This is a genomic window from Bacillus sp. BF2-3, from assembly GCF_008368795.1.
Lineage (GTDB): Bacteria > Bacillota > Bacilli > Bacillales > Bacillaceae_G > Bacillus_A > Bacillus_A cereus.
Genome location: NZ_QOSA01000016.1, coordinates 163,302 through 187,483, shown reverse-complemented (window position 1 = coordinate 187,483; position 24,182 = coordinate 163,302). Strand labels below are relative to the sequence as shown.

Genomic DNA, 24,182 nt, shown 5'->3' with positions numbered 1-24,182 from the left:
ATTAACTAGTAAAGGGAGGAATGTAATATCTTGAATAAAGATTCTAAAGCTGCAAAAAAAGAAAAAGGTTTATTTGAAAGTGTAATAGCACCTATTATTGTTGGGATTATGTTTATCTCTTTAATTCTATATAAAGTAGCAGAGTTTCTGGGGAAGTGGATTGTTATCTTCGGAATAATATTTTTTATTGGTAGTATATTTCTTTGCATATATCTAGAAGAATATGGAGGGGTGTTGGGCGGTGGGATAGGGTTAATATCGATGCTATTGTTATATGTTATGTTTATTAGAAAAAGTAAAAAAGGCTAGTTTAATATGAAATACCAAAAACATTTATTTACTCTCAGTTTGTCTACAAAAATAGAGTTATTACATGATTTTAGAAAAGATGGTGTAATTATATGTGGAATATAAAAGAAAAAGATTTAGATGAATTTAAAATAACATGTAGAAATCGCTTAAGCCCAGAAGACTCTGTGGGATTTATGTTTGGAGGAATAGTTTATAGTTCATTATTCATGCTTTTTATTTTGGTAGCATTAATTAAGATTGGCTGGGGATACTATCCGACTCTCTTTGACAAAATAATTGTTAGTATTGAATTAGTGTTATATGGTTTGCAAGTAATCTTTTTCATTCTATATCTAATTCCAAAAGCTCGTTTCAAATATCAAAAGTTGCAAGCACTTGTGATATTATTATTTGCATTTCAGCTGGGAACTATAGGATTCACATTGTTTATACTTCCAGCAATTTCAAATTATTCGATTGATCAAATTACATTATTGTATGTGGGTTTATTGTTTCTAGGAGCAGTTTTTGTTCATCTGGTGACCACAATTGATACCTTTAAACAAGCAGAGAGTGGAGCATTTAGTATGGATGAAAGGGTAGCTTCATTTTTTAGTAAAACAAAAAACAACGTAATGATTGGTGTTACGGTATATGCACTAATCCTTCTTATTTTAATTTATTTTCATAATGATTATGAAACAGAGATATTAGTAGGGTATATAGCAGGAACTCTTGTAATGTACGCGGTAGCCATAGGTGCAGCAGAGTTCCAATTATTAGCCTATTGTAGATTTAAATTTCCATCATTTTATATTTCATGGGAGGAACACGAAAGGGAACGTCAGAAAAGACTAAAGCTTTATGAAGAGAAGGAAAAAAGAAAACTAAAGAAATAAAATAAGTTTTGGTTTCTGAAAATTCGAATAGAATATATAAGCAATTAAGGATTGTATATAAATCAATGCTATTAAAAATTAAAGTATCTTCAATATAATCTGTATGAGTTAATAAATACCGGTAAGTAAAGGTGAACTATATTACTATCAAAATGGGAATGTAATGAACCTAAAAATGCCTAGAGAAATCAGCGGGGTGTCAGTATGAAGTTAAAGAAGAAAGCTAGGATGATGATAGTTCTGTTAATAGTATCAAGTTTATTAAGTGGATGTGGTTTTGGGGAGACGAAGATAGAGTATGAGCCATTTGTCAAAGCTTTGGATGAAGGTGACATGAAAACGGTTATGTCTGCGAGTGATGATGGATATGCGTATGTGAAACAAAGAGGTATATATAGTACATATGAGCAAAAGGAAGATGGAGAGCACAGTAAAACAATCTATCAAACTTCGAAAGGCATATATAATACGAAAGATAAAAGTTTATATGGAAATACAACACAAGAAATTACCTCGGAAGTAGATAATAAAAATTATAAAGAAGAAGTTAATTATAGTACAAATATTATGTATAAAAATGAAAAGGTGCAAAGTCCGGATTCAAATCTAGATGTTTCATACGTGAACTTAATTGTAGATCGTTTAAAAGGAATAGGGAAACTAAAGATGAAGCCCAAAGGTGATATAAAAAAGTTTGATCAACCTAGTACTGTTGGATACAAATTAACTGAATCAGATTTTCAGAGCATTATTAATGATAACTTGAAAATACAATATGATGAATATGGTGGTGGATCAATCGCATTGCATATAGATTCTAAAAATGGCTTAGAGCAGATATTACAAGTAAGTATCGTAATGAATTATAAGAAGAGAAATGATGAAGGCAAGTTAGTAAAATATATATCACAGATACACACATATTTTGATAGTCAGCAAGGTAATAATCAGGATGCGAGACAGGAATATATTGATTTTAAAGTAAAGTATAATAAGAAGCAGTAATATTAAGAAGGGCATTTGCACGTAAAGATAATAGTGACATAAGTGAGATAAATCTTTCATAAATATTTCTATTTGTAGCGGAAAGAATTTGAGAATAAACAGGTAGCCTCAATTGCTGGAGTAGATGCAACAATTGGGGCGTTTATCTGTCTAAATTTAGTTTGAATGCATACCATTTTTTAGTTAGAGTCCTCGCTCCTCAAGTAGTTTCTTCATAACAACGGTGTGAAGTTTTTGTGTAATCGGCTTTTATTGCTAAGTTACAACTATTTCCTCTTATAGAGTACTTCTTATTATCGATACATCGTCCACATTCCAATGTCTTTAAATCCTAGTCGTTTATAAATTCGTCCAGCAGCTGGATTGTTATAAAATAAACAAAGTGTTCGGTCTTCTTTCATAAAGTCTTGGATCATTTTTTGTAATATGAGTGAAGCGTAACCATTTCCGCGATAATTCGGGTGTGTACATACACCAACTACCATAGCGGATAATGAATTTTCAGCGGAAGTAGAGGCGGATGCGATGATCACGCCATCTTTTTCAATATAGTATGTGCGTCCTGTATTTGTTTCGATAGCCTGCCTTAATATTTTCTCTGATTCATTGGTAGTCGGAAATTCAGCGATGTCACTTCGTAATTTCATAATTCGCTCTATATCATCTAGTGAGGCAAGTTTAATTGTTTCATGAATTGGTGTGCTAGGTAAGTTGTTGTCATTTAGACATTCGCAAAAATACATTTCATTTTTAGTACCTAGTTGTATATTTGAAGCAGTTTCAAATTGTTCTACGATAGTTGACTTACCAGAGAGTTTAAGTGGCTTATATGCGGAAAGAAGTGCCTCATAATCAGTGGTAATAAATTCTTCTTTACTATAGGGTATAAATGAATCGTGGAATCGGAGTAGAATTGATTTTAATGTTCCATTCTCTTTAAATACTCCCCATAATTCTTGAAAATCTGTGTCATAACCGAAAGCTTCAATATCTCCAATAATAAACAAGTTAAGGGCTGCTTCTTCTTTTAGATAAGCGAATACTTGTTCATGATCTTTCTTTGTTAATTTTCGCATCATAACGAATCGATCTCTTTTTTATTTTTCTAAATATTATAACTTAAGTTTTTTGAAATCAATATAAAATTTTATGTTTAGTTCACAAACTTTCGGAAAAACTAGGAAAGATATGACAAAGGAGGTTATGAACGGTGGATCATCCAATTCAAGGGTTAATGAAAGCAGCAATGGAAAATTTAAAAGAAATGGTTGATGTAAATACGATTGTTGGAGAGCCTGTTCAAACGGCTGACGGTGGTGTGGTGTTAACTGTTTCTAAAGTAGCGTTCGGTTTTGGAGCAGGAGGTTCTGATTTCCAAACGAATGATGGACAAAGAGCGAACGGTAACCCTGCATTTGGTGGCGGTAGCGCGGGTGGTGTTTCGATTACACCAGTAGCATTTCTTGTGGTGAATAAAGATGGAGTAAATATTCTGCATCTACAAAATGCGACACATTTAGCAGAAAAAATGATTGAATTAGCTCCACAAACAATTGATAAAATTCAATCGATGTTCCAAAAAGAAGAAAAGAAAGAGGGAAATCATCATCATCATCAAAACCCTGATGAAATCCTTTAAAAACGCCTGCTTATGAGCAGGCGTTTTTTCTTGTAATCACTATGTAATAAAACACATGAAATTGTAAATAGTTTTTGAAGTTTTTTCTATGTTTCTAAAATTTTTCATGTTAAAATATGCTATAGAATTGAAACATATAAAACGAAGGTGGCTAGGTGCTTTGTCTGGAGGATCTGACCAAGTAAAGAATATGATATATATTAATGGTAATCGTCGAGGTCATTGTTTTATTACATCAGGAATTACGTTTAAAGAGTTTGCGAGTAACATCCCTTCACCGCTTCATCAAGTGTTGCTTTTAAAGCACAACTTTGAATGGACGGATTTTCATTATCATACTTTATTTGAATATGTTGAGGAAGAAAATATACATAAGTTAATTCAAGCAGAGATTGATGAATTTGATGAATTTTGTTGGGTAGATTTTGATGAAGCAAGCGATTTAGATGAATTAGAGCCGAAAGAAATTGCAGAATTATTATATTTGGCTCACAAAAAAGAACCACTTGCAAGAACATTCTTTCCGCTGTTGAAAAATAGATTTGTTTATTTTTCACATGATGACGGATGGTACAACAAAGTGTATTATCGTAGAATTGCTGATTTTGTAGGAATGTTAAGTAAAGTCATTCCGTATAAACTCGGTGCTTTCGGTAAGAAACGTTTTTCTTTCTTCCAAAAATCAAAAATTTTCCCAGCGATTTCAAAAGAATTGATTATGGGACTTATTCCACTAATGGAAGATGGTCTTTACATAGATCTAGCAGGGAAGATTGAGTCAAGAAGAGGTCTTGAAATTCCGGTATATGTAGTTGGTTCGTATGAAAGTACGGATGAGGTGTTAGATAATATCGATGAATTGAAAGAGGAAGCAACAGAAACAGGTTGGCTCATTTTTGATAAGAAAGAACAAGAGTGGCAATGGGTTGTTGACTAAGAAAACTTGGCGTATGAAGTCAAGTTTTCTTGTCATTTGAAAGGAGTACAAATGAAGAAATATTATACAATTGTGGGTATTATAAGTATTATTCTCGTGGCAATATTACTTATAACTTGTCCGAAAGAATCAGATTTTAAAGTGTATGTACAGGATAAGTATGCGTTGAATTGTAATGAGAGTAGTTTTGAATGCACGCAAAATGTAGATGGTAAAAAAGAAAAACTACAATTTGAAAGTACAGATGCACGAAATGGTGTATTCTTTATGACTGTAAAGCAAACATTTAAAACAGAAGCTGGTGTTTCAAAAGAATATAGCGGAGTAGGAATGTTTGGTACATTTCTTTTTGTTTCAGAGAAGACTTTCTAGTAATAGAAGGTCTTTTTTTTATGCTTATGTTCATATAGATGAAGTAAGACAAGCATAGGAGGGGTATTGATGAAGAACACATGTATTGTTTGTGGCGGTGAGGAGTTTTTTTCCTCAACGTTATATGCACGTACGAAACAAGATTGGGCATATGCACCAAACATGTATCGATTTGAAAAAGTATTTATTGAGCATCGAGATGAAGAAAATTATCCAGTGTTTCAAGAAATTACAGCGAAACATTGTTGTGGATGCGGCCATATTATGTTGTATCATGAATGAACACACCAAGCATGACTTGGTGTGTTTTTTTAAAACGCTGACAAAGCAAGCGGATAAAATAAAGTGAATAAAACAGAAAAACTACCAAAACCAATTGCTGTATATCCAAGTGTTCTTGCTCCGAAATTGACAGCTAATAGACCAACTAAAATTGCTAGGGAGCCGAGCGTAACTGGATAAAAAGCAATGGAGAATAACGAAAGAAATAAAGCGACATAGCCTACCATTGCACCGGTATTTGTACCTTCTATCTCATTTGCAATTTCTTTACGCTTATGTCTAATTGGAATGCCAGCTGGTGATATTTCAGCTGCATACTCTTCGTTTTTTTCACCACTTTTAAAATGATGATTTCTCTTTCTTCGCATGTACATCCCTCTCTTTCAATTGGGTGTACCTATAGTATCTTTCATAAAGAGAAGAACATGAGTATGAGTTAAACCCAAGTAAAGCAAAAATTGGAGAATAAAGATTCCTTCATTAGCATGTATATCTCCTTATGAAGATAAAACAGGAATTTTGGAAAATGATATAGAATGAAATGAGTGATAAAGCGTGAAGGTAGGGGAATGTATGACGAAATTTAATTGGCATGAATCAGCAGAAAAGAAATGGGATAGTAGCGCAGAGTTTTGGAATCAAAATAGTCAAGAGATGTGGGACAGTGGTAGCAGAAGTACAATTATTCCGTTTTTTGAACAATACGTGAAGAAAGAAGCACAAGTGCTCGATGTTGGTTGTGGTGATGGGTACGGTACATATAAATTAAGTAGCGCAGGCTATAAAGCAGTGGGAGTAGATTTATCGGAAGTGATGATTCAAAAAGGTAAGGAGCGCGGAGAAGGACCGAATTTATCTTTTATAAAAGGAGATCTTTCTGCATTACCATTTGAAAATGAGCAATTTGAATCAATTATGGCAATTAATTCTTTAGAATGGACGGAAGAGCCATTACGAGCGTTAAATGAAATAAAGCGTGTGTTAAAGAAAGATGGATATGCATGTATTGCAATTTTAGGGCCGACAGCAAAGCCACGAGAGAACAGTTATCCTCGCTTGTATGGAAAAGACGTTGTTTGTAATACGATGATGCCTTGGGAATTTGAACAGTTAGCGAAAGAACAAGGTTTTAAAGTTATAGATGGCATCGGCGTATATAAGCGCGGAGTAAATGAGAAGATGTTAGGTCAACTACCTACAGAGTTACAACAATCGTTAACATTCTTATGGGTATTTATGTTAAAAAACGTATAAAGAAATGAAAGAATTTTTAGGAGGTAAATAAGTGCAGAAAATACAAAAAACTGATACAATATCATCAGAACCAATTAAAGGGGGACTAGGGTATATGACAACTACTACAACAGTGAAATCCGATATTGAAATCGCACAAGAAGCGAGTATGAAGAAGATTCAAGAAATTGCAGCTGATTTAAATATTTTAGAAGATGAATTAGAGCCATACGGGCATTATAAAGGTAAGTTATCTCTTGATATTTTTAAGCGCTTACAAGATGAGAAAGACGGTAAAGTTGTTTTAGTAACAGCGATTAACCCAACTCCAGCTGGAGAAGGTAAATCAACAGTAACAGTTGGTTTAGGTCAAGCTTTTAACAAAATTGGTAAGAAAACAGTAATTGCACTTCGTGAACCATCTCTTGGACCGACGATGGGATTAAAAGGTGGAGCAGCAGGTGGCGGTTTTTCACAAGTCGTACCAATGGAAGACATTAACCTTCACTTTACTGGAGATATCCATGCGATCACAACTGCCAATAACGCATTAGCAGCGTTTATTGATAATCATATCCAACAAGGAAACACACTTGGAATTGATACGCGTAAAATTGTTTGGAAACGCTGTGTTGACTTAAATGATCGTGCCCTTCGTAACGTAGTAATTGGTCTGGGTGGACCTGTACAAGGTGTACCACGTGAAGACGGTTTTGACATTACAGTAGCATCTGAAATTATGGCCGTGTTCTGCCTTGCAACAGATATTCAAGACTTAAAAGCGCGTCTATCTCGCATCGTAGTTGCTTATAACTTTGCAAATCAACCTGTAACGGTTAAAGATTTAGGTGTAGAAGGTGCGTTAACACTATTATTAAAAGACGCATTAAAGCCGAACTTAGTACAAACGTTAGAAAATACACCAGCTATCATTCATGGCGGACCATTTGCGAATATCGCTCACGGTTGTAACAGTGTTATCGCTACAACAATGGCAGCAAAATTAGGTGATTATGTTATTACAGAGGCTGGATTCGGTGCTGATTTAGGTGCTGAGAAGTTTTTAGATATTAAAGCTCGTGCAGCTGGCATTAAACCAGAAGCAGTTGTTATTGTTGCGACGATTCGTGCGCTTAAAATGCATGGCGGCGTTGCAAAAGATCAATTAAAAGAAGAAAATGTAGATGCATTAGCAAAAGGTATGGAAAACTTACAGAAGCATGTTGAAACAATTCAAAGCTTCGGTGTGCCTTTCGTAATTGCAATTAATAAATTCATTACAGATACAGATGCAGAAGTTACATACTTACAAGAGTGGTGTAATGAGCGTGGCTATGCAGTATCCTTAACAGAAGTTTGGGAGAAAGGTGGCCAAGGCGGAGTTGACCTTGCTGAAAAAGTACTAAAAGAAATCGAAAAAGGTGAAAACAACTACGCACCACTTTATGAATTAGAATTACCATTAGAAGAAAAAATTCGTACAATTGCTCAAAAAGTATATGGCGCAAAAGATATTGAATTTGCTCCGAAAGCACGTAAGCAATTAGCTCAATATGAAGGAGAAGGTTGGAGTAATCTACCAGTTTGTATGGCGAAAACACAATACTCTCTTTCTGACGATGCAACAAAATTAGGTCGTCCATCTGACTTTATCGTTACAATTCGTGAGCTAAAACCATCGATCGGTGCAGGCTTTATCGTTGCGTTAACAGGTACAATGTTAACAATGCCAGGTCTTCCAAAACAGCCAGCAGCACTTCAAATGGATGTAAATGAAGATGGAAAAGCAGTAGGTTTATTCTAAAAGGTTGTAATTCATCTCGTTTATCTGTAAACTATATATACATCAAGTGGCGCCTTTCCATCGAAAGGCGCCTGTTTTTTGGAGGAAATTATGTTTGATCCAACTGCTTTTGACAATTTAAAAGTAATCGTAGAAGGTGCTGTGTATGATTTTGATCTACATGGAGATATTCTTGTAACAGATCGAAAAGATATGATGGATCTTGCTTCATTAAGTCGTATATATCATATCTTATTTCAATTAACAGAACCGTTTGAACCATTAGTAGAAGCAACATTTTCATTATCTGTGGATGCAAAGAACTTGTCTGGTGAAATACTAGAAGTGCCTCAGTTTACACCAGGTTGTGAGATGAAGCTAGCATTTTCATTCCCGTTAGAACAACCAGAAGTAAAATGTGAAGAAATTGAAACATTAATGCGTTCTATATGGGGAAAAGAAAGAATGATTATGCAGAAAGTTTCATACGAATATAATAAGCAAGCGATTTCATATCATAATAAGGTAGAGGTTCTATTTCAAAAAGCGATTACAGAAGACCATGTTGATGATTTAATAGCTGTTATTTCACACATGATAGAAACGGTGCGAACAATACAGCATTTTCTTCAAAAATAGAGATAAAGGAGAAAAACAAATGATAAAAGATATGCAACCATTTTTACAACAAGCTTGGGAGAAGGCTGGTTTTAAAGAGTTAACTGAAATTCAAAAACAAGCGATTCCAACTATTTTAGAAGGACAAGACGTTATAGCTGAATCTCCAACTGGAACAGGAAAAACATTAGCGTACTTATTACCCCTTTTACATAAAATTAATCCTGAAGTAAAACAGCCACAAGTTGTTGTTTTAGCGCCAACACGTGAACTTGTAATGCAAATTCATGAAGAGGTTCAAAAGTTTACAGCAGGAACTGAAATTTCAGGTGCATCTTTAATTGGTGGTGCAGATATTAAGCGCCAAGTTGAAAAATTAAAGAAACACCCAAGAGTAATTGTCGGTTCACCAGGCCGTATTTTAGAATTAATTCGTATGAAAAAGCTAAAAATGCATGAAGTAAAAACAATTGTATTTGATGAGTTTGATCAAATTGTAAAGCAAAAAATGATGGGCGCAGTGCAAGATGTAATTAAATCAACGATGCGCGATCGTCAATTAGTATTCTTCTCGGCGACAATGACAAAAGCGGCAGAAGATGCGGCACGTGATTTAGCAGTGGAACCACAATTAGTACGTGTAACACGTGCAGAATCAAAAAGCTTAGTTGAGCATACGTATATCATTTGTGAGCGACGCGAAAAAAATGATTACGTAAGAAGAATTATGCATATGGGCGATGTAAAAGCAGTTGCGTTCTTAAACGACCCATTCCGTTTAGATGAAATTACTGAGAAATTGAAATTCCGTAAAATGAAAGCAGCAGCTCTTCATGCAGAAGCAAGTAAACAAGAGCGTGAAGCGACAATGCGTGCTTTCCGCGGAGGGAAATTAGAAATTCTACTTGCTACTGATATTGCAGCACGCGGTATCGATATTGACGATTTAACACACGTAATTCATTTAGAGTTACCAGACACAGTAGACCAATATATTCACCGCTCAGGACGTACTGGACGTATGGGTAAAGAAGGAACTGTCGTGTCTCTTGTAACACCACAAGAAGAGCGTAAATTACTACAATTTGCGAAAAAACTAGGCATCGTATTTACGAAGCAAGAAATGTTCAAGGGATCATTTGTAGAAACGAAACCGAAAGCACCAAAGAAAAAGAAACCAGCATTTACTGGGAAGAAAAAGCCTAGATAAATGATAGGGAAGGCGTAACCATTTGTAGTTACGTCTTTTTTGTTTGTAAACAAGCGATAATGGGAATTGTATTAGTGTTTTTAATGTGCCTATCATATATATGCTTCTACTGGGAGTATCGAAAAAAGGGTAGTTTATTTATTTGGTTTATACGAGGAAATAATATAAAAAAAGTCGAATATTAAACTGACACGAAATAATAAAAAGAAGGTACACATATGGATAGGAAATTAGGAATGTTTTTAAATACGAAACATATTGAAGTAAACGAAGGAATACAAAAAGCAAGGGAATGGGATTTAGAATATATTCAATTATATGCTATGAATAAAAACTTTAACTTAGCTAATATCTCAATGGTAGAATGGAATGCTTTAAAGAAAAGCTTATCTTTTAATGGAATAAAGATTCCATCATTAGCAATTAGTTTTGGAGAAAATGGAATTATGGGAATAGAAGCTGAGAGTGCAATAGATCAGTTTAAATATATTACTGACAGAGGTTTGGGGCTTGGGGCAAAGATCATAACAGCTCATATTGGAAAAGTTCCAGATGATGAAAAAAGTGCCTACTATGATAAAATGCTACGTGTTTGTAATGAAATAGGGGACTTAGCGTTCAGATTTGGAGGATTCTTCGCCATTGAGACGGGATCTGAAAAAGCAATAGTATTAAAACGATTTTTAGAAACTGCAAACTCGAAAGGACTAGCTGTTAACTTTGACCCAGCAAATATAATAAGTGATGTAAATGAAAATCCGGGAGAAGGTTTATTACTATTAAAAGATTATATAGTACAAACTCATATTAAAGATTGTAAAGAAGTGAAAAATGATCGTTCAACTAAGTATATAGAAGTCGCAGCAGGGAATGGTGAAGTAGATTTCGATATATTCTTCAAAGTATTAGATAAAATTGGATTCGACGGATATAACATGATTGAAAGAAATGATTATTTTGATGAACTGGATGGGATGAGTCAGTCGATAAATTTTGCAAAGAAGTACATACCAACTCAAAAGGAATAACGATAGTATTTGTAGAAAGCTACATAGAATATAAAAACCATTAGGGGGAAATGTAATGATCCATAAAGTAGGACAAATTATGTTATATGTAAATAATCAAGATGAGGCAGTAAATTTTTGGACGGAAAAGGTAGGGTTTCATGTAGTAGCAGAGGAAGATAACAAGCAAGGAATGAGATGGATTGAAATTGCTCCGACTAACGGTGCAGAAACGAGCATTATATTACATAATAAAGAAGTTATTTCTAAAATGAGCCCAGAATTGAATCTTGGTACACCGTCCTTAATGTTCTTCTCAGAAAATCTTGATCAATTATATACAGATTTAACAAACAAAAATGTTACTGTTGGAGAAATGGTAACTATGCCTTCTGGTAAAGTGTTTAACTTTGCTGATAGCGAAGGGAATTATTTTGCGGTTATGGAGAAGAACCAATAATAATATTGCTATGTGAAAATCCCCCTCAAATATATTTGAGGGGGATTAAATTTTTGAAGTGGATTTTTCATTAGAGAGTTGTTTAATAAAAAATACTCCTTTTTCAATCGCTGTCTCAATATAGCCAACGATTTGGTCAAACGTAAATACTTGTAAGTCTTCATGCAAATATTGCTTTGGATACAACATATCTTCAAAAAGATACTTTCGAAAAGCTAAAACGTTTTCTTTAGAAACCTCTTCAATATCCACAATGTGAGCCTCTTGATTGAGAAGAGAGAAAAGCTGTTGTTCTTGATCGTAATGATGAAGCAACTTTGCATTTAACAATTTAAAATCGTTATAGTACAGGGGTGCGATAGTTTCGTCATTCTCTATTCTATTTTTTAGCCAAGGTAGAAAAAATCCACTTAGCCAATTATCATCGGCGATGAGATGGGTATAATAGCCTAAAATAAATGGGGAATTTATATGTGATTCATATTTATGAAAAAATGAATCATAATCTATTCTTCTCGTATAGTTCTTCGTTGTACCGGCATAAAAATGTGAGGTTCCTTTTTCTTTTTTTGAATGAACAGCATCAGGGGCTACAGCTCCAAGTAAGAAAGAAGTCTTATCGTGAATAGATAGTTTCTCAGCAATACCGTTAGCGATAATAACATGCATAATTCGTGATCCCATGAATGCCACCTCTGTTTCCAGTATTCATTTCAGGAAGAGGACTGAACAGTTAGTATTACTTTCCCTGTACTTTTTCTACTTTCGACCCATTCATGTGCTTTCCCTGCATCTTGAAGTGGAAAAGATTTCGTAGCCTTAATTTGTAAACGTCCGTCACGCAAATAACGGAAAACTTCATTTGCAGTTTCTTGGAGCAGTTCAGGACGCTTTTTTCGTGTGGTTCCAAAGCTAAAACCGAGTATAGAGCGGCAACTTGCATGTAAATCTTTCGTTTGAAAGTTACCAATTTCACCGCTAGCATTACCGAAATGAACGAGGCGACCGTAATAAGCAAGGCAGTTTAAACTTCTTTCAGAAACCGTTCCAGAAATAGAGTCTAAAATTACATCAACCCCTTCACCATTTGTCAGTTCATTGACTTTCTCTACAAAATCTTCATCTTGATGACAAATAACATAATCAGCTCCAGCATCTAAAGCAATTTCTTTTTTTGCTTCACTTCCGACAGTGCCTATAACTGTTCCAGCCTCTAATAGTTTAGCAAGTTGAATAGCAGTAGTGCCAATTCCGCCAGCAGCCGCATGAATGAGTACAGATTCACCTTGTTGAAGCCTTGCAACATTTGCGAGTAAATTATAGCTTGTAAAAGATACGATTGGACAAGCGGCTGCAGTTTGAAAGTCAACTTCATGGGGTAATACGAAAGTAAGATTTTCATTTGCAACAACGTATTCTGCGTAAGATCCATTTTGAGGAAAAGCAATGACACGTTGTCCAGGGTGAATATTTTTCACATGAGAACCGACACGTTCTACAATACCAGTGGCATCTATACCTAGAATAAAAGGTAGTGCTTTATTTCCTTTTTTACCATAACGTGATTTAATATCAGCGAAATTTACACTAGTAGCAACTACGCGAATTAAAACTTGATCTTCTGAAATAGCCGGTATATCAAAATCTGTATATTTCATCACTTCAGGACCACCGAACGACGTTACAACGATAGCTTTCATTATATGTCCTCCTAAATTTGACTATATAAATTATTTTAAATCTTTATCAGAAATTGGAAAATTATATAATAGTTATGTGTGGTTATAAGTGAAGCTTATGAACTCAGTGGATCATTATATTAATTTATATAAAAAACTTTTTCGGAAAAATCGAACGAAATATGAATTACCTGCCAATATATAGTGTAAGACAAAGGAGGGCTGGAATATGAAGGGTGAAATAGATTACGCACATTTAATTCAATTAACTTTATCAGGCAATAAAGAAGCGTATAGCGAATTGTATGATGTAACGATTCAAGAAGTATATAAAACAGCACATTTTTTAATTGAAGATAAAACGGATGTAGATGATGTCGTTCAAGAAGTATACATACAGCTATATGAATCGCTTCGTAAATATGATAGCGAGAAGCCATTTCGCCCTTGGCTAATTGGGCTTGCGATTAAACAAATTCATTCTTATAGAAGAAAGAGGTGGATGCGACTACGAATTATAAAAAAAGCAGAAGAGCAAAGAAAGCCAGTGCAAATTGATTTTTCTAACGATGTTGTAAGAAAATATCAAACCAAAAACTAATCGAACTCATTCATAAATTACCGTATAAATTGAAACAAGTTATTATCTTAAGATACTTACACGATTATTCACAAGAAGAAGTAGCACAAATATTACATATTCCAATCGGTACAGTGAAATCTAGAATTCATGCGGCATTAAAGAAACTACGTCAAAAAGAGCAAGTAGAAGAAATTTTTTTAGGAGAGGTAGGGAATGTGAAATGAGTTTAGATTGTAGAGTTAGGGAATCTATACAAGAAGAAGCAAAGGGTATTGTTGCCCCGCCGGATTTAAAAGAAAAAGTAATCGTGCAAATAAAAATGAAGCACGGCGGGAGTAAGAGGAAGAAACGCCTTATCGCAGGAGTACTTGCAGCAGCTCTTTTAATCCCGACGACAGGTTTTGCGTACCAATCTATTATGGCGGATGGTATATATGGATCTTTTGAGAATTTAAAAAAACATGCCGGAGCAATGACATTAGAAACGTATATGCGTTTTAATGCAAAATTATCAGAAGCGAAAGATGAAATGGGTGCGAAGGAATATGAAGAGTTTACAAAAGAACTGAAAAAATTAACTAATGCAAAGCTTGCGTACGGAGATTCGAACGGTAATATAGATTATGATGGATTATCACCAGCAAAAAGAGAAGAAATGAAAAAGGTAAGTATGGGCCTTCAACCATACTTTGATAAATTAAATGGTCATAAATCTAGTAAAGAAGTATTAACGCAAGAAGAGTTTGATCGCTATATGGAAGCTTTAATGACACATGAAATAGTACGAGTGAAGACAAAATCAACTGGTGCAATAAAAATAGAAGAAGTACCTGAGGCGTACAAAGAAAGATTTATTAAAGCGGAGCAGTTTATGGAGTATGTAGATGAAAAGGTGCGATAAGTAGAAAAGCTCAAAGCTTTCTTTCGTTTAACTATTACATATTGATTATGTAAACAATAAAAAATGAGTATACAATCTACGTGATTGTATACTCATTTTATTATTACTTAAATTTTCTTACCGCATGAATAGCGACTCTTACAAGTAATATCGCACTTATAAATAAACCACCGTAACCAACGACACTTAAAAATTGATCATTTGGCTCTGTCGCACTGTTTGCTAAATGCAATACGCCTACCGAAATCCCACCAAATGCAGTTCCAATAAACGCAATGAGGAATTGTGAGATAAATGTAGTAATAAACGATGCATTTGTTTCGTCAGAGAAAAAGCCAACCTTAACGGATAGTTCTCCGTTTTCTAGTTTTGAACTTAAATCATCTAGTTTTCTAGGAATGCGTCGCATGGCAGGTAACATAGCGAGTAATTCGTTTGTTGCAGCTTCTTTTAAACTAGAATAATTGTTAACTGGCATGAAACTAGCTGCATAATCTTTCGCAAAGCGCTTCGCTTCGTCCATTAAATTGAATTCGGGATTTAGTTGCAGCATCGTTCCTTCTAGCGTAATTAGAGAGCGGAAAGCCCCTGCAACCATTGGATAAAACGCTAATTCAAACTCAGCGATTATTTGAAACAACCCTTGAATAAATTCTTCAGAACCGTTTGTAGAGCCGTACGTACTTTGGATTAATAATTGGCTGATAGATTGTTCTAATCCTTCTTTATCAACATTTGGTTTCTTTTCAACTAATTGAAGCAGTCCATCAAGCAAGACATATGAATTTTTGCGCTCAAAGCCAATAAGTAGCCGCTTGAATGCATCTTGTTGTAGGGTTCCTAATCTTCCGACAGAACCGAAATCAAGTAATGCAGGAGTGCCATCACGAAGAATATACACATTACCTGGATGAGGGTCTGCATGGAAAATACCTTTAAAGAAAATTTGCTCTAAAATACAATCAAAGAGTTGCCGTTGTACTTTTTTCGTATCAATTTGTAATTCATTTAATAATGCTGACCCACTTTTAACACTTACTCCATCTAAAAATTCAAGCACAAGTATTTTTGAATTACTGTATTTTTTATATACTTTCGGTATTTTTACTTTCGTTTCACTATTTTTTAGTGAATCAGACACTTGTTCGAAGTTACGAGCCTCAATTTTGAAATCAATTTCTTCTTTCATTGCGATAGAGAAGCCATGTGCTAAATCAAGAAAGCCGATATTTTTAGCCCAAGTTGATTTGTTGGAAATCCATAAAGAAAAGTGAATTAAAATATCTAAGTCACGTTTAATTGTCTCAGAAATATTAGGACGTAGTAGTTTAACGACGACATCCTGGTCGTTTTCTTTCAACTTTGCTTTATGTACTTGGCCAATAGAGGCGGCAGCTAACGGTTCCATTTCAAAGGAGCTGAAGATTTCATCTTTTGGTGTATGTAGTTCCTTTTTCAATATTTCTTCAACTTGTTTTTGTGATAAACGTGTTACATTTTCCTGAAGGTTTGATAACTCGTGAATAAAAACAGGTGGTAATAAATCAGAGCGAGTTGATAAAACTTGTCCGAATTTAATAAATACACCACCGCATTCTTCTAGTGTATTTCGAAGTGAAGTGGCGAGCTTACGATCTGCTTCTGGTGAGCGCTTTAAAGCTAAATATTTTCCCATTCCGTGTTTTATTGCAATAGAAGAGACGCGCATATATCTTTTTTGTCTACCAATCTTAGCGAAGAATTTTGAAATAGGATTTCGGCTTTCCGTTACTACGTCATCCATTTCGCCACGCCTAATAGGATCAAATAATTCAAAAACTAGGTAACAAAGCATCGATACAATTAATGAGCTTCCTAGCCAAAAATATCTATCAACACCGACAACCGATTCATCTTGATAACGTAAATATAAAAACCAATACAGAGCAGACGTAAGTGAAACACCTACAGTGGCTGCACTTGCTTGTTTGAAAAGATTTAGTTTTGTACCAATGAGTCTACCACTAATAAAAGACATAATGACTGCTAGTAGAAAAAATTGAAAAAACATTGTATCATTCCTCCGAAATTTATTCGATAACTGTATTATACAGGAATATAAGTATTCTAAAAACAAGCCAAGGCAGTACAATCCTTGACTTGCACGATTAAATAAAGCATTCAATTATATTTTTTCATCGTTGCATTGTCCTTTTGTATAAAACAATCTAAAAGGGAATAACCAGCTATTAAACTAATAATCGTAACAAAAGTTGTATTTATTAGAATAATATTAACTAAATAAGGTAGGTATTCGGCAAGTGGTGAAAAGAGTAGTGCTGGGGAAAAGGAAATGAATAGTGTAGGCACTGTAATAGCAATAAATTTATCCGGTTGAAAGCTCCAGTTTTGTTTACTCGTTTCGCGATTAATAGATTGGAGGAATCGTAATAAAATGCCAACTATAAGAGGGAAGAGTGTAAAGTAGAATAATCTTGGATAAACGTTAAAGTTCACTTGTGCATCTGTATCTAAATAAAATTGAATTTTTACTCCTACAAATAATAATAAAACGATAAATAATGTGAAGCAGAGGTATAGCATCAATTTTTGCATTATATTCCACCATCCTTTACTCAAAATATATTCAAAAAAAGAAGAGATATACAATAACTACTGTTGTATATCTCTTCTTTTACTGTTAGTTAATAGTGGAGTTTGCTTTTTCTTGCTTCGTGAAATAATCAATAATGCCCATTGCGCTAATTTCTATATCTAAATGTAAAATATTATAAACGGAATGATCTGATGGAACGTTTAACTTTGTAAGATGAGAAGAGATTTTATCCATTAACAAAGTTTGTAAAGCTTTAGTCGCTTCATCGAAATCATTATACTTGTCAAAGACTTCCTTACCAGTCTGAACGAAAATAGGTAGCCAATGTTCCAATTGATTGTATACTTCTGTAACATGAGAGGATGCGCCGTAATGACCGAAATAAATAGTATCTACATTCATGCTTTGAATGTGATTTTTAGAAGCAATCATCGCATCTGGTTGGAATTGTGAAGGGGACGTTGATGGTAGATATAACTCTACATCAACGTCTGCGAGTTCTCTATAATAAATTCCAATTGTATCGCCAGTAAAAATCCCGTTTGTTAATGAATCGTGAATGCTAATATGGTGCTTCGCATGTCCTGGTGTATCATAAAATGTAAGGGTGCGGTCTTTTGCAATTTTTAACATATCACCATGTTGTACAATATGAACACGTTCTTCTTCAATTGGAAGAATTGGGTCAAAGAGTTTATCGAAATCTTCTTTGTAGACAGCTTTTGCACCTAAAATAAGTTTTGTTGGATCAATCATATGACGAGCACCACGAGAATGCACATATAACGTAGCATTTGGGCACTTTTCCATCATTAAACCAGCTGCGCCAGCGTGATCTAAATGCACATGTGTAACGATAATGTTTTTAACATCGTTTAAATCAATATGTAATTGTTGTAAGCCGTCTAAAATATACGGAAGAGAAGGGGCTGCACAAGTTTCAATTAAAGTAATATCGTCACCTAATAAAACGTACGTACCTGTTCGTTCATTATGCTGTAAATCGAAATCATCAATAAGATATAGGTGAGAAGATAATTGCTCTACTTTTTTCATAGTTACCACTCCTTATATACTGCATGTTTTTATTATACGCTAAAATAGAAAAAAGGCAGAAAACGAAGCTCGTCTTCTGCCTTTTTGTAATATTATTATTTCGTTTGTTGTTTATTAACAGACATAATGAACAGTCCAACAATCCCGCCTACTAATGGAAGCATAATCTCTCCTGCTAAATTAAAGTAGGAGCTTAAGAATAAACCATTTACATCGATTACCCAGCCAGTAACATACAATAACATCATATATAGTACGAAATAAAACTCGCGATTTGAAATCGTTTCATGTTGTGCAGTTTTCATAATGAACACCATCCTTTTCTTTTATAATGGAATATAAACTGTCACATTTTGTTCACAATTCAATTGTAAAACTTTCCATCATAAAAGTCTAGTAGTTTGTGTCGAATTTTCGAACAGAAATAAAGCGCTATCATTACAACTTATAAGTACGTAATAAGAGCTGTATATTCACGAATGTAGTATAGTATAAACATAGAATGATAGTGAAGAGAGGGGCAAAGACAATGACAGTTTATGATTTTTCAGCTAAAACAATTACAGGTGAAGAAAAATCGTTAAAAGATTACAAAGGAAAAGCACTTCTTATTGTCAATGTAGCTAGCAAATGTGGTTTCACACCACAATATAAAGGATTACAAGAGGTATATGATAAATATAAAGACCAAGGACTCGAAATACTCGGATTTCCTTGTAACCAATTCGGGGGACAAGAACCAGGTACAGAAGCGGACATTACTAGTTTTTGTGAATTAAACTACGGTGTAAACTTCCCGATGTTTGCAAAGGTTGATGTGAAAGGTGATAAGGCTCACCCTCTATATACATACATGACAGAACAAGCACCAGGTTTACTTGGTATGAAAGCAGTGAAATGGAATTTTACGAAGTTTTTAATCGGAAAAGACGGGAAAGTAGTAGGGCGTTTTGCTCCGCAGACGAAGCCGGTAGATTTAGAGGTTGAGATTGAGAAGGTGCTTGGAGAATAATTAGGAGTTTCACTTTATTAAAAAACGTCTCAAAGAACAATGTAGTTCTTTGAGACGTTTTCTTTAAACTCACATTTTCAAGATTAAATAACTGTATCAAAGCCATCTGATTTAGGTAGAGAAGCTGCTTTTTTCATAAGCACTTCCCATAAGTGTACAGATTTCTTCCATTCTTCTGCAGCCTGCTCCTGTTTATACATAGCGTTCTCATAACTGGCAGTAAGTTGTTGCATATCGGCCGAGTTGTAAAGTGTATCGATATGGAGAGCGTATTCTCGGAATGTTTGACTTTCACTCCGTGGTATGCCAATTCTCGCAAATTGTTTTAAAAGTGCACCGTAAGCTTTTTGATAAACAGCATCATTTTTTCGGTATTTATAGAAATGAATAATAAGAAATGTCATCCAGTTCATTCTAGTGGTGAAGAGAATGTATCCTATAATACTAATTAGTATCGTAGAGAGGAATACGTACCACCAAGAAAAACTAGTTTTAGAATTTGTGACCTTTTTAGTAGAAGCTTCTTCTGTATTTTCTATTAAACTTTTAAGTTTTGCTTCATTATTTCGTTGTTGTATTTGCTCGTTATTAGAATTATTTGCTTCGCTATTTTGTGAAATAGGAGCAGGCGTATTATTTATAAAATTATAGGGATTGGTAAATCCTTTTGTTGGTTCGAATGGAATCCATCCGTATCCTGGGAAATATACTTCGACCCAAGAGTGTGCGTTATCGTTCGTGATTGTATAAACATCCGCACCTTCTGCAGAGGCAAGTGTATTGTCAAGAGTTCCTTCTGTATAGCCTTTTACCCAGCGAGCAGGAATCCCTGCAGAACGAAGTAGTACAATCATAGACGTCGAAAAATTATTACAGTAGCCGCTTTTTGTATCGAAAAGGAATTGATCTACATAATCTTGGCTTTTGGCAGGGAATAAGACATTCGTTGATTCGTATGTAAAAGAGTTGTCTGTGAAGTAATTTTCAATAGCTAATACTTTATCATATCGGTTGTCTTTATCATTTGTAAGATTGACAGCCAAGTCTTTTACGCGCTGTGGTAATGACTCGGGAAGTTGTGTGTACTTTGTCATAAAATAAGGGTTTGTTTCTTGACCTTCATTTGTTTTTACAGCTTTCAAGTTTTCTATGGAAAACTCAGGGATCTCATATGTTACTTTATACGAATGTAAAGTAGTAGAAGAGTCTTCATTCATTGTATAAATTTTTTCTGAAAACGGGTCAACACTGTATGATACATCAGAAGAAGCCTCAACTGATACTAATCCTGCTGGATAGGTAAGGTGAGGGTAACTTTTTTGCATGGTAATTGTTGCCTCAGTCGTTTCCGTTTTTGTATTTTGTTCGTACCAGCTTACGACGTCGTTTTTATTTTTAAAAGAAATCTTTTTCGGATTTTCAGAAATTTCCCAGCCTTTTCCTGTATAGAAATCTTTTGTTTCTACTCTCCAATAGTGTTTGTTTTGCGTTCGTGCTGTGAAAACAATTGTAGGATCCGCCTTAAAAGGACCACCTAATCGCGAGTCATCTAAACCATACCCAATTGTAGAAACTTTTTGTTCTTTACTTGCTTCAGATGTGTTGAATTTTAAAAAATCCATTGGGTTTGGCCATTGAGGGCCAAATTTTGGAGCAAAGTATGCGATGGTTGCTAATAATACAATAAATATTGTAAGTGGTCTAAGTAATTTTGAGATTTCCCTAGCATAATTTTGTAAGTGTTCACGCTCTTTTATTCGTTCTACTTGAAGAAGACTAAGCATAAAAAATCCGATGACAACAGTTCGAATAATAGCGTAGTTTGCATTGTATAAATGTAAGTTATGAAAAGTTGCGATATAAATAATAGTCAATACAAGAAATAGAAACCCACGTTTTTTATGAATAATCCAAAATGAAGTGAAAGAACTCAAAAACCAAAATGAGAGAAAAAATAAAACGGTCGGAAAAACTGGAGAAATATCTAGTAAATTCCCTTGGAAAAATAGGGAGGAATTTCGAGACATATCAGAAAAGAATGTTGTTAGCCAAGATAGATTTATAAAAGCATTTTTATAATATAGGGAATGAATGATAAATAGGACTGTGATAATTTTTATTGAAATCTGCCACCTCGTCTGAAAAAAAGAGAGAGCGAAGCAAATTCCTATAAATGTTACGAAAATATCTAATCTACCTACATTTGTAATGCCTATAAGAGGTCTTAGCCATTCTAGTAAAAGAAGAAATACACATGCATGCATAAAGAATCTGTTCGTATCCCACTTGTATTTTGTTTGTAATGTTATCATTTGCTCACCTCAAAAAACACGTTTGTATACCGGTTTTCATAAACCGTGTTTACAAATATTTGTCGTTTTTTTAGAGTTTCTATTATACTGATTTCTCGGTGTGAAAGTTGATTCGCTTTTTCTTTCACGACAAAAACCATACATTTTCTATTTTTTATAGCAGCACAATCAGCCGCCTTTTGAATATCGGGAGAAAGATTACTGGTCACGAGTATAACCGTGACGGGCTCATAAATTTTTTTTAGTTCCATGTCTACACTCTGGGAGAGCGGGAATACACTGTCTGCTTGCACTTTTGCTAAATGACAAAGGATTTGTTGTAACTGCGTATCTCCATTGTCTAAAGGGAAGATAGTTTGTTCTTTTCCGATAGACACGAATGATGCTGGTGAATTTTGTTTCAAGACAGCCCTTACGATAGAGGCAGTAAATGTGACGACTGATTCGAATAGAGGAGACTCGGTTCTGTCTATGAATATCATGACATTATGGCTGCGCTGCTGTTCAAACTCTTTTGTCATAATATTGTTTGTTCGTGCAGTTGCTTTCCAATCAATCCATGAAAAGCGATCACCAGGTTTATAGTCTCTGACACCGACAGAGATTGTAGAGTCTTTTGCTGAATTTATATTTGCTGAAAGCGCTCCTTGTTCGAAATGATTTTCCAATTGTCGATATGCTATATCTACATACTGGGGATAGACTAAAAATGTATCTGGAACTGAAAAAGTTACTTCTTTCTCTATCATGCCGAATAAATCGCCGGTTTTGACACGAACGCTTGAAAAAGTGTGCTCGCCTCTAGGGATTGTGTCAATAACATATTGAAACGAAATATTTCGTTTCAATCCTGGGAAGAGTACTACCTTATTCATCTTTGTTTGTTTACAACTTATAAATTGTGGTGGCAGTTCATCTTCTATAACTAAATAAAGTAAGGGAAAAGGAAATTTTCTTTTTATTGTAATCGTGCTTACAAATTGTTCTCCTACTACATATCCATTTTGGTTTGTTATTCGCTTTACTTCAGCGTCCCGTAAAGCGTAGAAGGGGAGTAGTAGCGAATAAAGAGCAATGGGAATTATGCTGTAAAACAAAAACCAACTGACAAACCCGCCTTGAAACATAGCGTACATAAATGTTAAGACTAGGCATAAAGGGAGTAGCAATAACTTTATAACGTGATATAGCGCTCGCAGCATTCGTTTCATCAAGGGTTCATCGTCCTTTGAGTAGGCACGGTAGTTCGTGCAACGATTTTTGCGATAACTTGTTCGCCAGTTATTCCTTCAAATTTTGCTTCCATTTTTAGAATGAGTCTATGTGCTAAAACGTAAGGAGCTAAAAATTTAACATCGTCTGGAATAACATAATTCCTGCCATGGATAAATGCATAAGCTTGTGAAGCTTTCATTAAAGCAATCGAGCCACGTGGACTTGCACCTAACTGTATAGAACTGTACGTACGAGTCTGATTAACAAGCTTTACAATGTAATGCTTAATTGCTTTGTCCATACTTACTACCCGTACGCTTTGTTGTAAATAAAGTAATTCTTGTATTGTAGTAATGGTTTGTAATTGAGAGAGTGGATTTGTTTTTTCCATCCGGTTTAAAATTTCAAATTCTTCCTCTGGTGTAGGATATCCCATTTTTAGTTTCAATAAGAAACGATCGAGCTGAGCTTCTGGTAGAGAATATGTTCCTTCATATTCGACCGGATTTTGTGTAGCCATGACAAAGAACGGTTTTGGTAAAGGTCTTGTAATGCCATCTATTGTAATATTGCCTTCTTCCATACATTCAAGTAAAGCAGATTGTGTCTTTGGAGATGTACGATTAATTTCATCAGCAAGTACAAAATTCCCCATAATTGGTCCAGGCTTGAACTCAAATTGGAGCTCTTTCGGATTATAAATAGAAACTCCTGTTACATCTGACGGCAATAAATCAGGTGTAAATTGAATTCGCTTATAATCAGCATCAATGGATTTAGAAAGAGCACGTACTAGCATTGTTTTCCCGACACCAGGAACATCTTCTAATAGCACATGACCTTCAGCTAAGAGAGCTGTCAAAGCTAAGATTGTTTCTTTTCGTTTTCCGACCATTATTTTTTCAATATTATTGATTATTTTTTCTACAGTGGGATGTAATGAATCAAGCTGGGGCATCGTAATCCTCCTAATGTTATTATCGTTTTCTAATCAATTTAGTGGACATATTTCTAATTCTATATGTAGATAGTAAAGGTCTAACTTAAATTCTGAGAATATTCAGATTATTTATTTCAATTACATCTAGTATA

26 protein-coding genes and 1 pseudogene are annotated in these 24,182 nt (G+C 34.6%); 16 read left to right on the top strand and 11 right to left on the bottom strand.

Annotated elements, in window-relative coordinates; translation table 11 throughout:
* Positions 1–30 precede the first annotated feature (30 nt).
* The 3 genes from DN401_RS13605 (at position 31) to DN401_RS13595 (ending at position 2,195) form a co-directional block, all read left to right on the top strand.
* Positions 31–309 (top strand): hypothetical protein, encoded by a 279-nt coding sequence (locus DN401_RS13605; protein ID WP_001030792.1) that lies wholly within the window; start codon positions 31–33, stop codon positions 307–309.
* Positions 310–401: 92 nt separating this feature from the next.
* The gene (locus DN401_RS13600) at positions 402–1,190 is read left to right on the top strand and encodes a hypothetical protein (RefSeq protein ID WP_149287738.1); all 789 of its coding nucleotides are present in this window, start codon (positions 402–404) and stop codon (positions 1,188–1,190) included.
* Between the two features lie 204 nt (positions 1,191–1,394).
* Positions 1,395–2,195 carry a DUF3952 domain-containing protein gene (locus DN401_RS13595; protein WP_000768483.1) on the top strand — a complete coding sequence of 267 codons (801 nt, stop codon included), beginning with the start codon at positions 1,395–1,397 and terminating at the stop codon, positions 2,193–2,195.
* 293 nt (positions 2,196–2,488) lie between these two features.
* Here the strand turns inward: DN401_RS13595 and DN401_RS13590 are convergent, their stop codons facing one another.
* A complete protein-coding gene (locus DN401_RS13590) occupies positions 2,489–3,274 on the bottom strand; it encodes a GNAT family N-acetyltransferase (RefSeq protein ID WP_000984753.1) in 786 nt (261 codons plus the stop codon).
* A gap of 131 nt (positions 3,275–3,405) precedes the next feature.
* Here DN401_RS13590 and ytfJ point away from each other — a divergent pair, with 131 nt between their 5' ends.
* The 4 genes from ytfJ to DN401_RS13570 all read left to right on the top strand — a co-directional run bounded on the left by ytfJ (position 3,406) and on the right by DN401_RS13570 (position 5,425).
* Entirely contained in the window at positions 3,406–3,834 is a 429-nt protein-coding gene (ytfJ, locus tag DN401_RS13585; RefSeq protein ID WP_000349990.1) for a GerW family sporulation protein, read from the top strand.
* A 160-nt stretch (positions 3,835–3,994) separates the two neighbouring features.
* The gene (locus tag DN401_RS13580) at positions 3,995–4,771 is read left to right on the top strand and encodes an oxalate:formate antiporter (RefSeq protein WP_149287737.1); all 777 of its coding nucleotides are present in this window, start codon (positions 3,995–3,997) and stop codon (positions 4,769–4,771) included.
* 51 nt (positions 4,772–4,822) lie between these two features.
* Entirely contained in the window at positions 4,823–5,143 is a 321-nt protein-coding gene (locus tag DN401_RS13575) for a hypothetical protein (RefSeq protein WP_000761174.1), read from the top strand.
* Between the two features lie 69 nt (positions 5,144–5,212).
* The gene (locus DN401_RS13570; RefSeq protein ID WP_000798747.1) at positions 5,213–5,425 is read left to right on the top strand and encodes a hypothetical protein; all 213 of its coding nucleotides are present in this window, start codon (positions 5,213–5,215) and stop codon (positions 5,423–5,425) included.
* A gap of 29 nt (positions 5,426–5,454) precedes the next feature.
* On the opposite strand, the gene DN401_RS13565 is transcribed toward DN401_RS13570, so the two are convergent.
* Positions 5,455–5,793 carry a hypothetical protein gene (locus tag DN401_RS13565; protein WP_001253200.1) on the bottom strand — a complete coding sequence of 113 codons (339 nt, stop codon included), beginning with the start codon at positions 5,791–5,793 and terminating at the stop codon, positions 5,455–5,457.
* A gap of 205 nt (positions 5,794–5,998) precedes the next feature.
* Here DN401_RS13565 and DN401_RS13560 point away from each other — a divergent pair, with 205 nt between their 5' ends.
* From DN401_RS13560 to DN401_RS13535, 6 genes are all read left to right on the top strand, one after another.
* Positions 5,999–6,679 (top strand): class I SAM-dependent methyltransferase, encoded by a 681-nt coding sequence (locus DN401_RS13560; protein WP_000160049.1) that lies wholly within the window; start codon positions 5,999–6,001, stop codon positions 6,677–6,679.
* A gap of 94 nt (positions 6,680–6,773) precedes the next feature.
* Positions 6,774–8,462: a formate--tetrahydrofolate ligase gene (locus tag DN401_RS13555; RefSeq protein WP_014482011.1), complete on the top strand. Its 1,689-nt coding sequence runs from the start codon at positions 6,774–6,776 to the stop codon at positions 8,460–8,462.
* A gap of 90 nt (positions 8,463–8,552) precedes the next feature.
* Positions 8,553–9,080, top strand: a complete 528-nt coding sequence (locus DN401_RS13550; protein WP_149287736.1) for a hypothetical protein — start codon at positions 8,553–8,555, stop codon at positions 9,078–9,080.
* Between the two features lie 19 nt (positions 9,081–9,099).
* On the top strand, positions 9,100–10,269 hold the full coding sequence (locus DN401_RS13545) for a DEAD/DEAH box helicase (protein WP_000588613.1): 1,170 nt from the start codon (positions 9,100–9,102) through the stop codon (positions 10,267–10,269).
* Positions 10,270–10,487: 218 nt separating this feature from the next.
* The gene (locus DN401_RS13540) at positions 10,488–11,297 is read left to right on the top strand and encodes a sugar phosphate isomerase/epimerase family protein (RefSeq protein WP_000375203.1); all 810 of its coding nucleotides are present in this window, start codon (positions 10,488–10,490) and stop codon (positions 11,295–11,297) included.
* Between the two features lie 55 nt (positions 11,298–11,352).
* The gene (locus DN401_RS13535; protein ID WP_000581478.1) at positions 11,353–11,736 is read left to right on the top strand and encodes a VOC family protein; all 384 of its coding nucleotides are present in this window, start codon (positions 11,353–11,355) and stop codon (positions 11,734–11,736) included.
* A 45-nt stretch (positions 11,737–11,781) separates the two neighbouring features.
* Here the strand turns inward: DN401_RS13535 and DN401_RS13530 are convergent, their stop codons facing one another.
* Positions 11,782–12,420, bottom strand: coding sequence for a zinc dependent phospholipase C family protein (locus tag DN401_RS13530; protein WP_000535623.1), 639 nt, complete (start codon positions 12,418–12,420; stop codon positions 11,782–11,784).
* Positions 12,421–12,449: 29 nt separating this feature from the next.
* Entirely contained in the window at positions 12,450–13,436 is a 987-nt protein-coding gene (locus DN401_RS13525) for a quinone oxidoreductase family protein (RefSeq protein ID WP_000644620.1), read from the bottom strand.
* A gap of 208 nt (positions 13,437–13,644) precedes the next feature.
* Here DN401_RS13525 and DN401_RS13520 point away from each other — a divergent pair.
* Both DN401_RS13520 and DN401_RS13515 read left to right on the top strand, forming a co-directional pair.
* A pseudogene (locus DN401_RS13520) lies at positions 13,645–14,222 on the top strand (sigma-70 family RNA polymerase sigma factor).
* Complete coding sequence (locus DN401_RS13515; RefSeq protein WP_000050673.1) at positions 14,219–14,899, top strand: DUF3600 domain-containing protein; 681 nt, start codon at positions 14,219–14,221, stop codon at positions 14,897–14,899. Before DN401_RS13520 ends, DN401_RS13515 begins: the two are co-directional and overlap by 4 nt.
* A gap of 103 nt (positions 14,900–15,002) precedes the next feature.
* Here the strand turns inward: DN401_RS13515 and DN401_RS13510 are convergent, their stop codons facing one another.
* From DN401_RS13510 to DN401_RS13495, 4 genes are all read right to left on the bottom strand, one after another.
* Complete coding sequence (locus tag DN401_RS13510; protein ID WP_136363340.1) at positions 15,003–16,949, bottom strand: ABC1 kinase family protein; 1,947 nt, start codon at positions 16,947–16,949, stop codon at positions 15,003–15,005.
* Positions 16,950–17,059: 110 nt separating this feature from the next.
* Complete coding sequence (locus DN401_RS13505) at positions 17,060–17,494, bottom strand: hypothetical protein (RefSeq protein ID WP_001170914.1); 435 nt, start codon at positions 17,492–17,494, stop codon at positions 17,060–17,062.
* An 85-nt stretch (positions 17,495–17,579) separates the two neighbouring features.
* Positions 17,580–18,551 carry an MBL fold metallo-hydrolase gene (locus DN401_RS13500; RefSeq protein WP_000754964.1) on the bottom strand — a complete coding sequence of 324 codons (972 nt, stop codon included), beginning with the start codon at positions 18,549–18,551 and terminating at the stop codon, positions 17,580–17,582.
* Positions 18,552–18,646: 95 nt separating this feature from the next.
* Positions 18,647–18,856 carry a DUF3925 domain-containing protein gene (locus DN401_RS13495; protein WP_000844985.1) on the bottom strand — a complete coding sequence of 70 codons (210 nt, stop codon included), beginning with the start codon at positions 18,854–18,856 and terminating at the stop codon, positions 18,647–18,649.
* Positions 18,857–19,080: 224 nt separating this feature from the next.
* Between DN401_RS13495 and bsaA the strand changes: the two genes are divergently transcribed.
* On the top strand, positions 19,081–19,563 hold the full coding sequence (bsaA, locus tag DN401_RS13490) for a glutathione peroxidase (protein ID WP_000219440.1): 483 nt from the start codon (positions 19,081–19,083) through the stop codon (positions 19,561–19,563).
* Positions 19,564–19,646: 83 nt separating this feature from the next.
* Here the strand turns inward: bsaA and DN401_RS13485 are convergent, their stop codons facing one another.
* Genes DN401_RS13485 through DN401_RS13475 form a run of 3 tightly spaced genes read right to left on the bottom strand, consistent with a single transcriptional unit; the run spans position 19,647 to position 24,048 of the window.
* Positions 19,647–21,875 (bottom strand): transglutaminase TgpA family protein, encoded by a 2,229-nt coding sequence (locus DN401_RS13485; protein WP_149287735.1) that lies wholly within the window; start codon positions 21,873–21,875, stop codon positions 19,647–19,649.
* Positions 21,872–23,086, bottom strand: a complete 1,215-nt coding sequence (locus DN401_RS13480) for a DUF58 domain-containing protein (protein WP_000827532.1) — start codon at positions 23,084–23,086, stop codon at positions 21,872–21,874. The genes DN401_RS13485 and DN401_RS13480 overlap by 4 nt, the downstream gene beginning before the upstream one ends.
* Positions 23,086–24,048, bottom strand: a complete 963-nt coding sequence (locus tag DN401_RS13475) for an AAA family ATPase (protein ID WP_001135810.1) — start codon at positions 24,046–24,048, stop codon at positions 23,086–23,088. The genes DN401_RS13480 and DN401_RS13475 overlap by 1 nt, the downstream gene beginning before the upstream one ends.
* Positions 24,049–24,182 lie beyond the last annotated feature (134 nt).

Bases quoted from the DNA above. Each gene is read 5' to 3' on its own strand.
- DN401_RS13525 (WP_000644620.1), bottom strand. From the start codon at position 13,436: ATGAAAGCTATCGTTGTAACGTCGTTCGGTGGTCCTGAAGTGATGAAA.
- DN401_RS13475 (WP_001135810.1), bottom strand. From the start codon at position 24,048: ATGCCCCAGCTTGATTCATTACATCCCACTGTAGAAAAAATAATCAAT.
- DN401_RS13560 (WP_000160049.1), top strand. From the start codon at position 5,999: ATGACGAAATTTAATTGGCATGAATCAGCAGAAAAGAAATGGGATAGT.
- DN401_RS13600 (WP_149287738.1), top strand. From the start codon at position 402: ATGTGGAATATAAAAGAAAAAGATTTAGATGAATTTAAAATAACATGT.
- DN401_RS13485 (WP_149287735.1), bottom strand. From the start codon at position 21,875: ATGATAACATTACAAACAAAATACAAGTGGGATACGAACAGATTCTTT.
- DN401_RS13535 (WP_000581478.1), top strand. From the start codon at position 11,353: ATGATCCATAAAGTAGGACAAATTATGTTATATGTAAATAATCAAGAT.
- DN401_RS13555 (WP_014482011.1), top strand. From the start codon at position 6,774: ATGACAACTACTACAACAGTGAAATCCGATATTGAAATCGCACAAGAA.
- DN401_RS13550 (WP_149287736.1), top strand. From the start codon at position 8,553: ATGTTTGATCCAACTGCTTTTGACAATTTAAAAGTAATCGTAGAAGGT.
- DN401_RS13510 (WP_136363340.1), bottom strand. From the start codon at position 16,949: ATGTTTTTTCAATTTTTTCTACTAGCAGTCATTATGTCTTTTATTAGT.
- DN401_RS13540 (WP_000375203.1), top strand. From the start codon at position 10,488: ATGGATAGGAAATTAGGAATGTTTTTAAATACGAAACATATTGAAGTA.
- DN401_RS13570 (WP_000798747.1), top strand. From the start codon at position 5,213: ATGAAGAACACATGTATTGTTTGTGGCGGTGAGGAGTTTTTTTCCTCA.
- DN401_RS13505 (WP_001170914.1), bottom strand. From the start codon at position 17,494: ATGCAAAAATTGATGCTATACCTCTGCTTCACATTATTTATCGTTTTA.
- DN401_RS13495 (WP_000844985.1), bottom strand. From the start codon at position 18,856: ATGAAAACTGCACAACATGAAACGATTTCAAATCGCGAGTTTTATTTC.
- bsaA (WP_000219440.1), top strand. From the start codon at position 19,081: ATGACAGTTTATGATTTTTCAGCTAAAACAATTACAGGTGAAGAAAAA.
- DN401_RS13480 (WP_000827532.1), bottom strand. From the start codon at position 23,086: ATGAAACGAATGCTGCGAGCGCTATATCACGTTATAAAGTTATTGCTA.
- DN401_RS13590 (WP_000984753.1), bottom strand. From the start codon at position 3,274: ATGATGCGAAAATTAACAAAGAAAGATCATGAACAAGTATTCGCTTAT.
- DN401_RS13595 (WP_000768483.1), top strand. From the start codon at position 1,395: ATGAAGTTAAAGAAGAAAGCTAGGATGATGATAGTTCTGTTAATAGTA.
- DN401_RS13530 (WP_000535623.1), bottom strand. From the start codon at position 12,420: ATGGGATCACGAATTATGCATGTTATTATCGCTAACGGTATTGCTGAG.
- DN401_RS13545 (WP_000588613.1), top strand. From the start codon at position 9,100: ATGATAAAAGATATGCAACCATTTTTACAACAAGCTTGGGAGAAGGCT.
- DN401_RS13500 (WP_000754964.1), bottom strand. From the start codon at position 18,551: ATGAAAAAAGTAGAGCAATTATCTTCTCACCTATATCTTATTGATGAT.
- DN401_RS13575 (WP_000761174.1), top strand. From the start codon at position 4,823: ATGAAGAAATATTATACAATTGTGGGTATTATAAGTATTATTCTCGTG.
- DN401_RS13565 (WP_001253200.1), bottom strand. From the start codon at position 5,793: ATGCGAAGAAAGAGAAATCATCATTTTAAAAGTGGTGAAAAAAACGAA.
- DN401_RS13515 (WP_000050673.1), top strand. From the start codon at position 14,219: ATGAGTTTAGATTGTAGAGTTAGGGAATCTATACAAGAAGAAGCAAAG.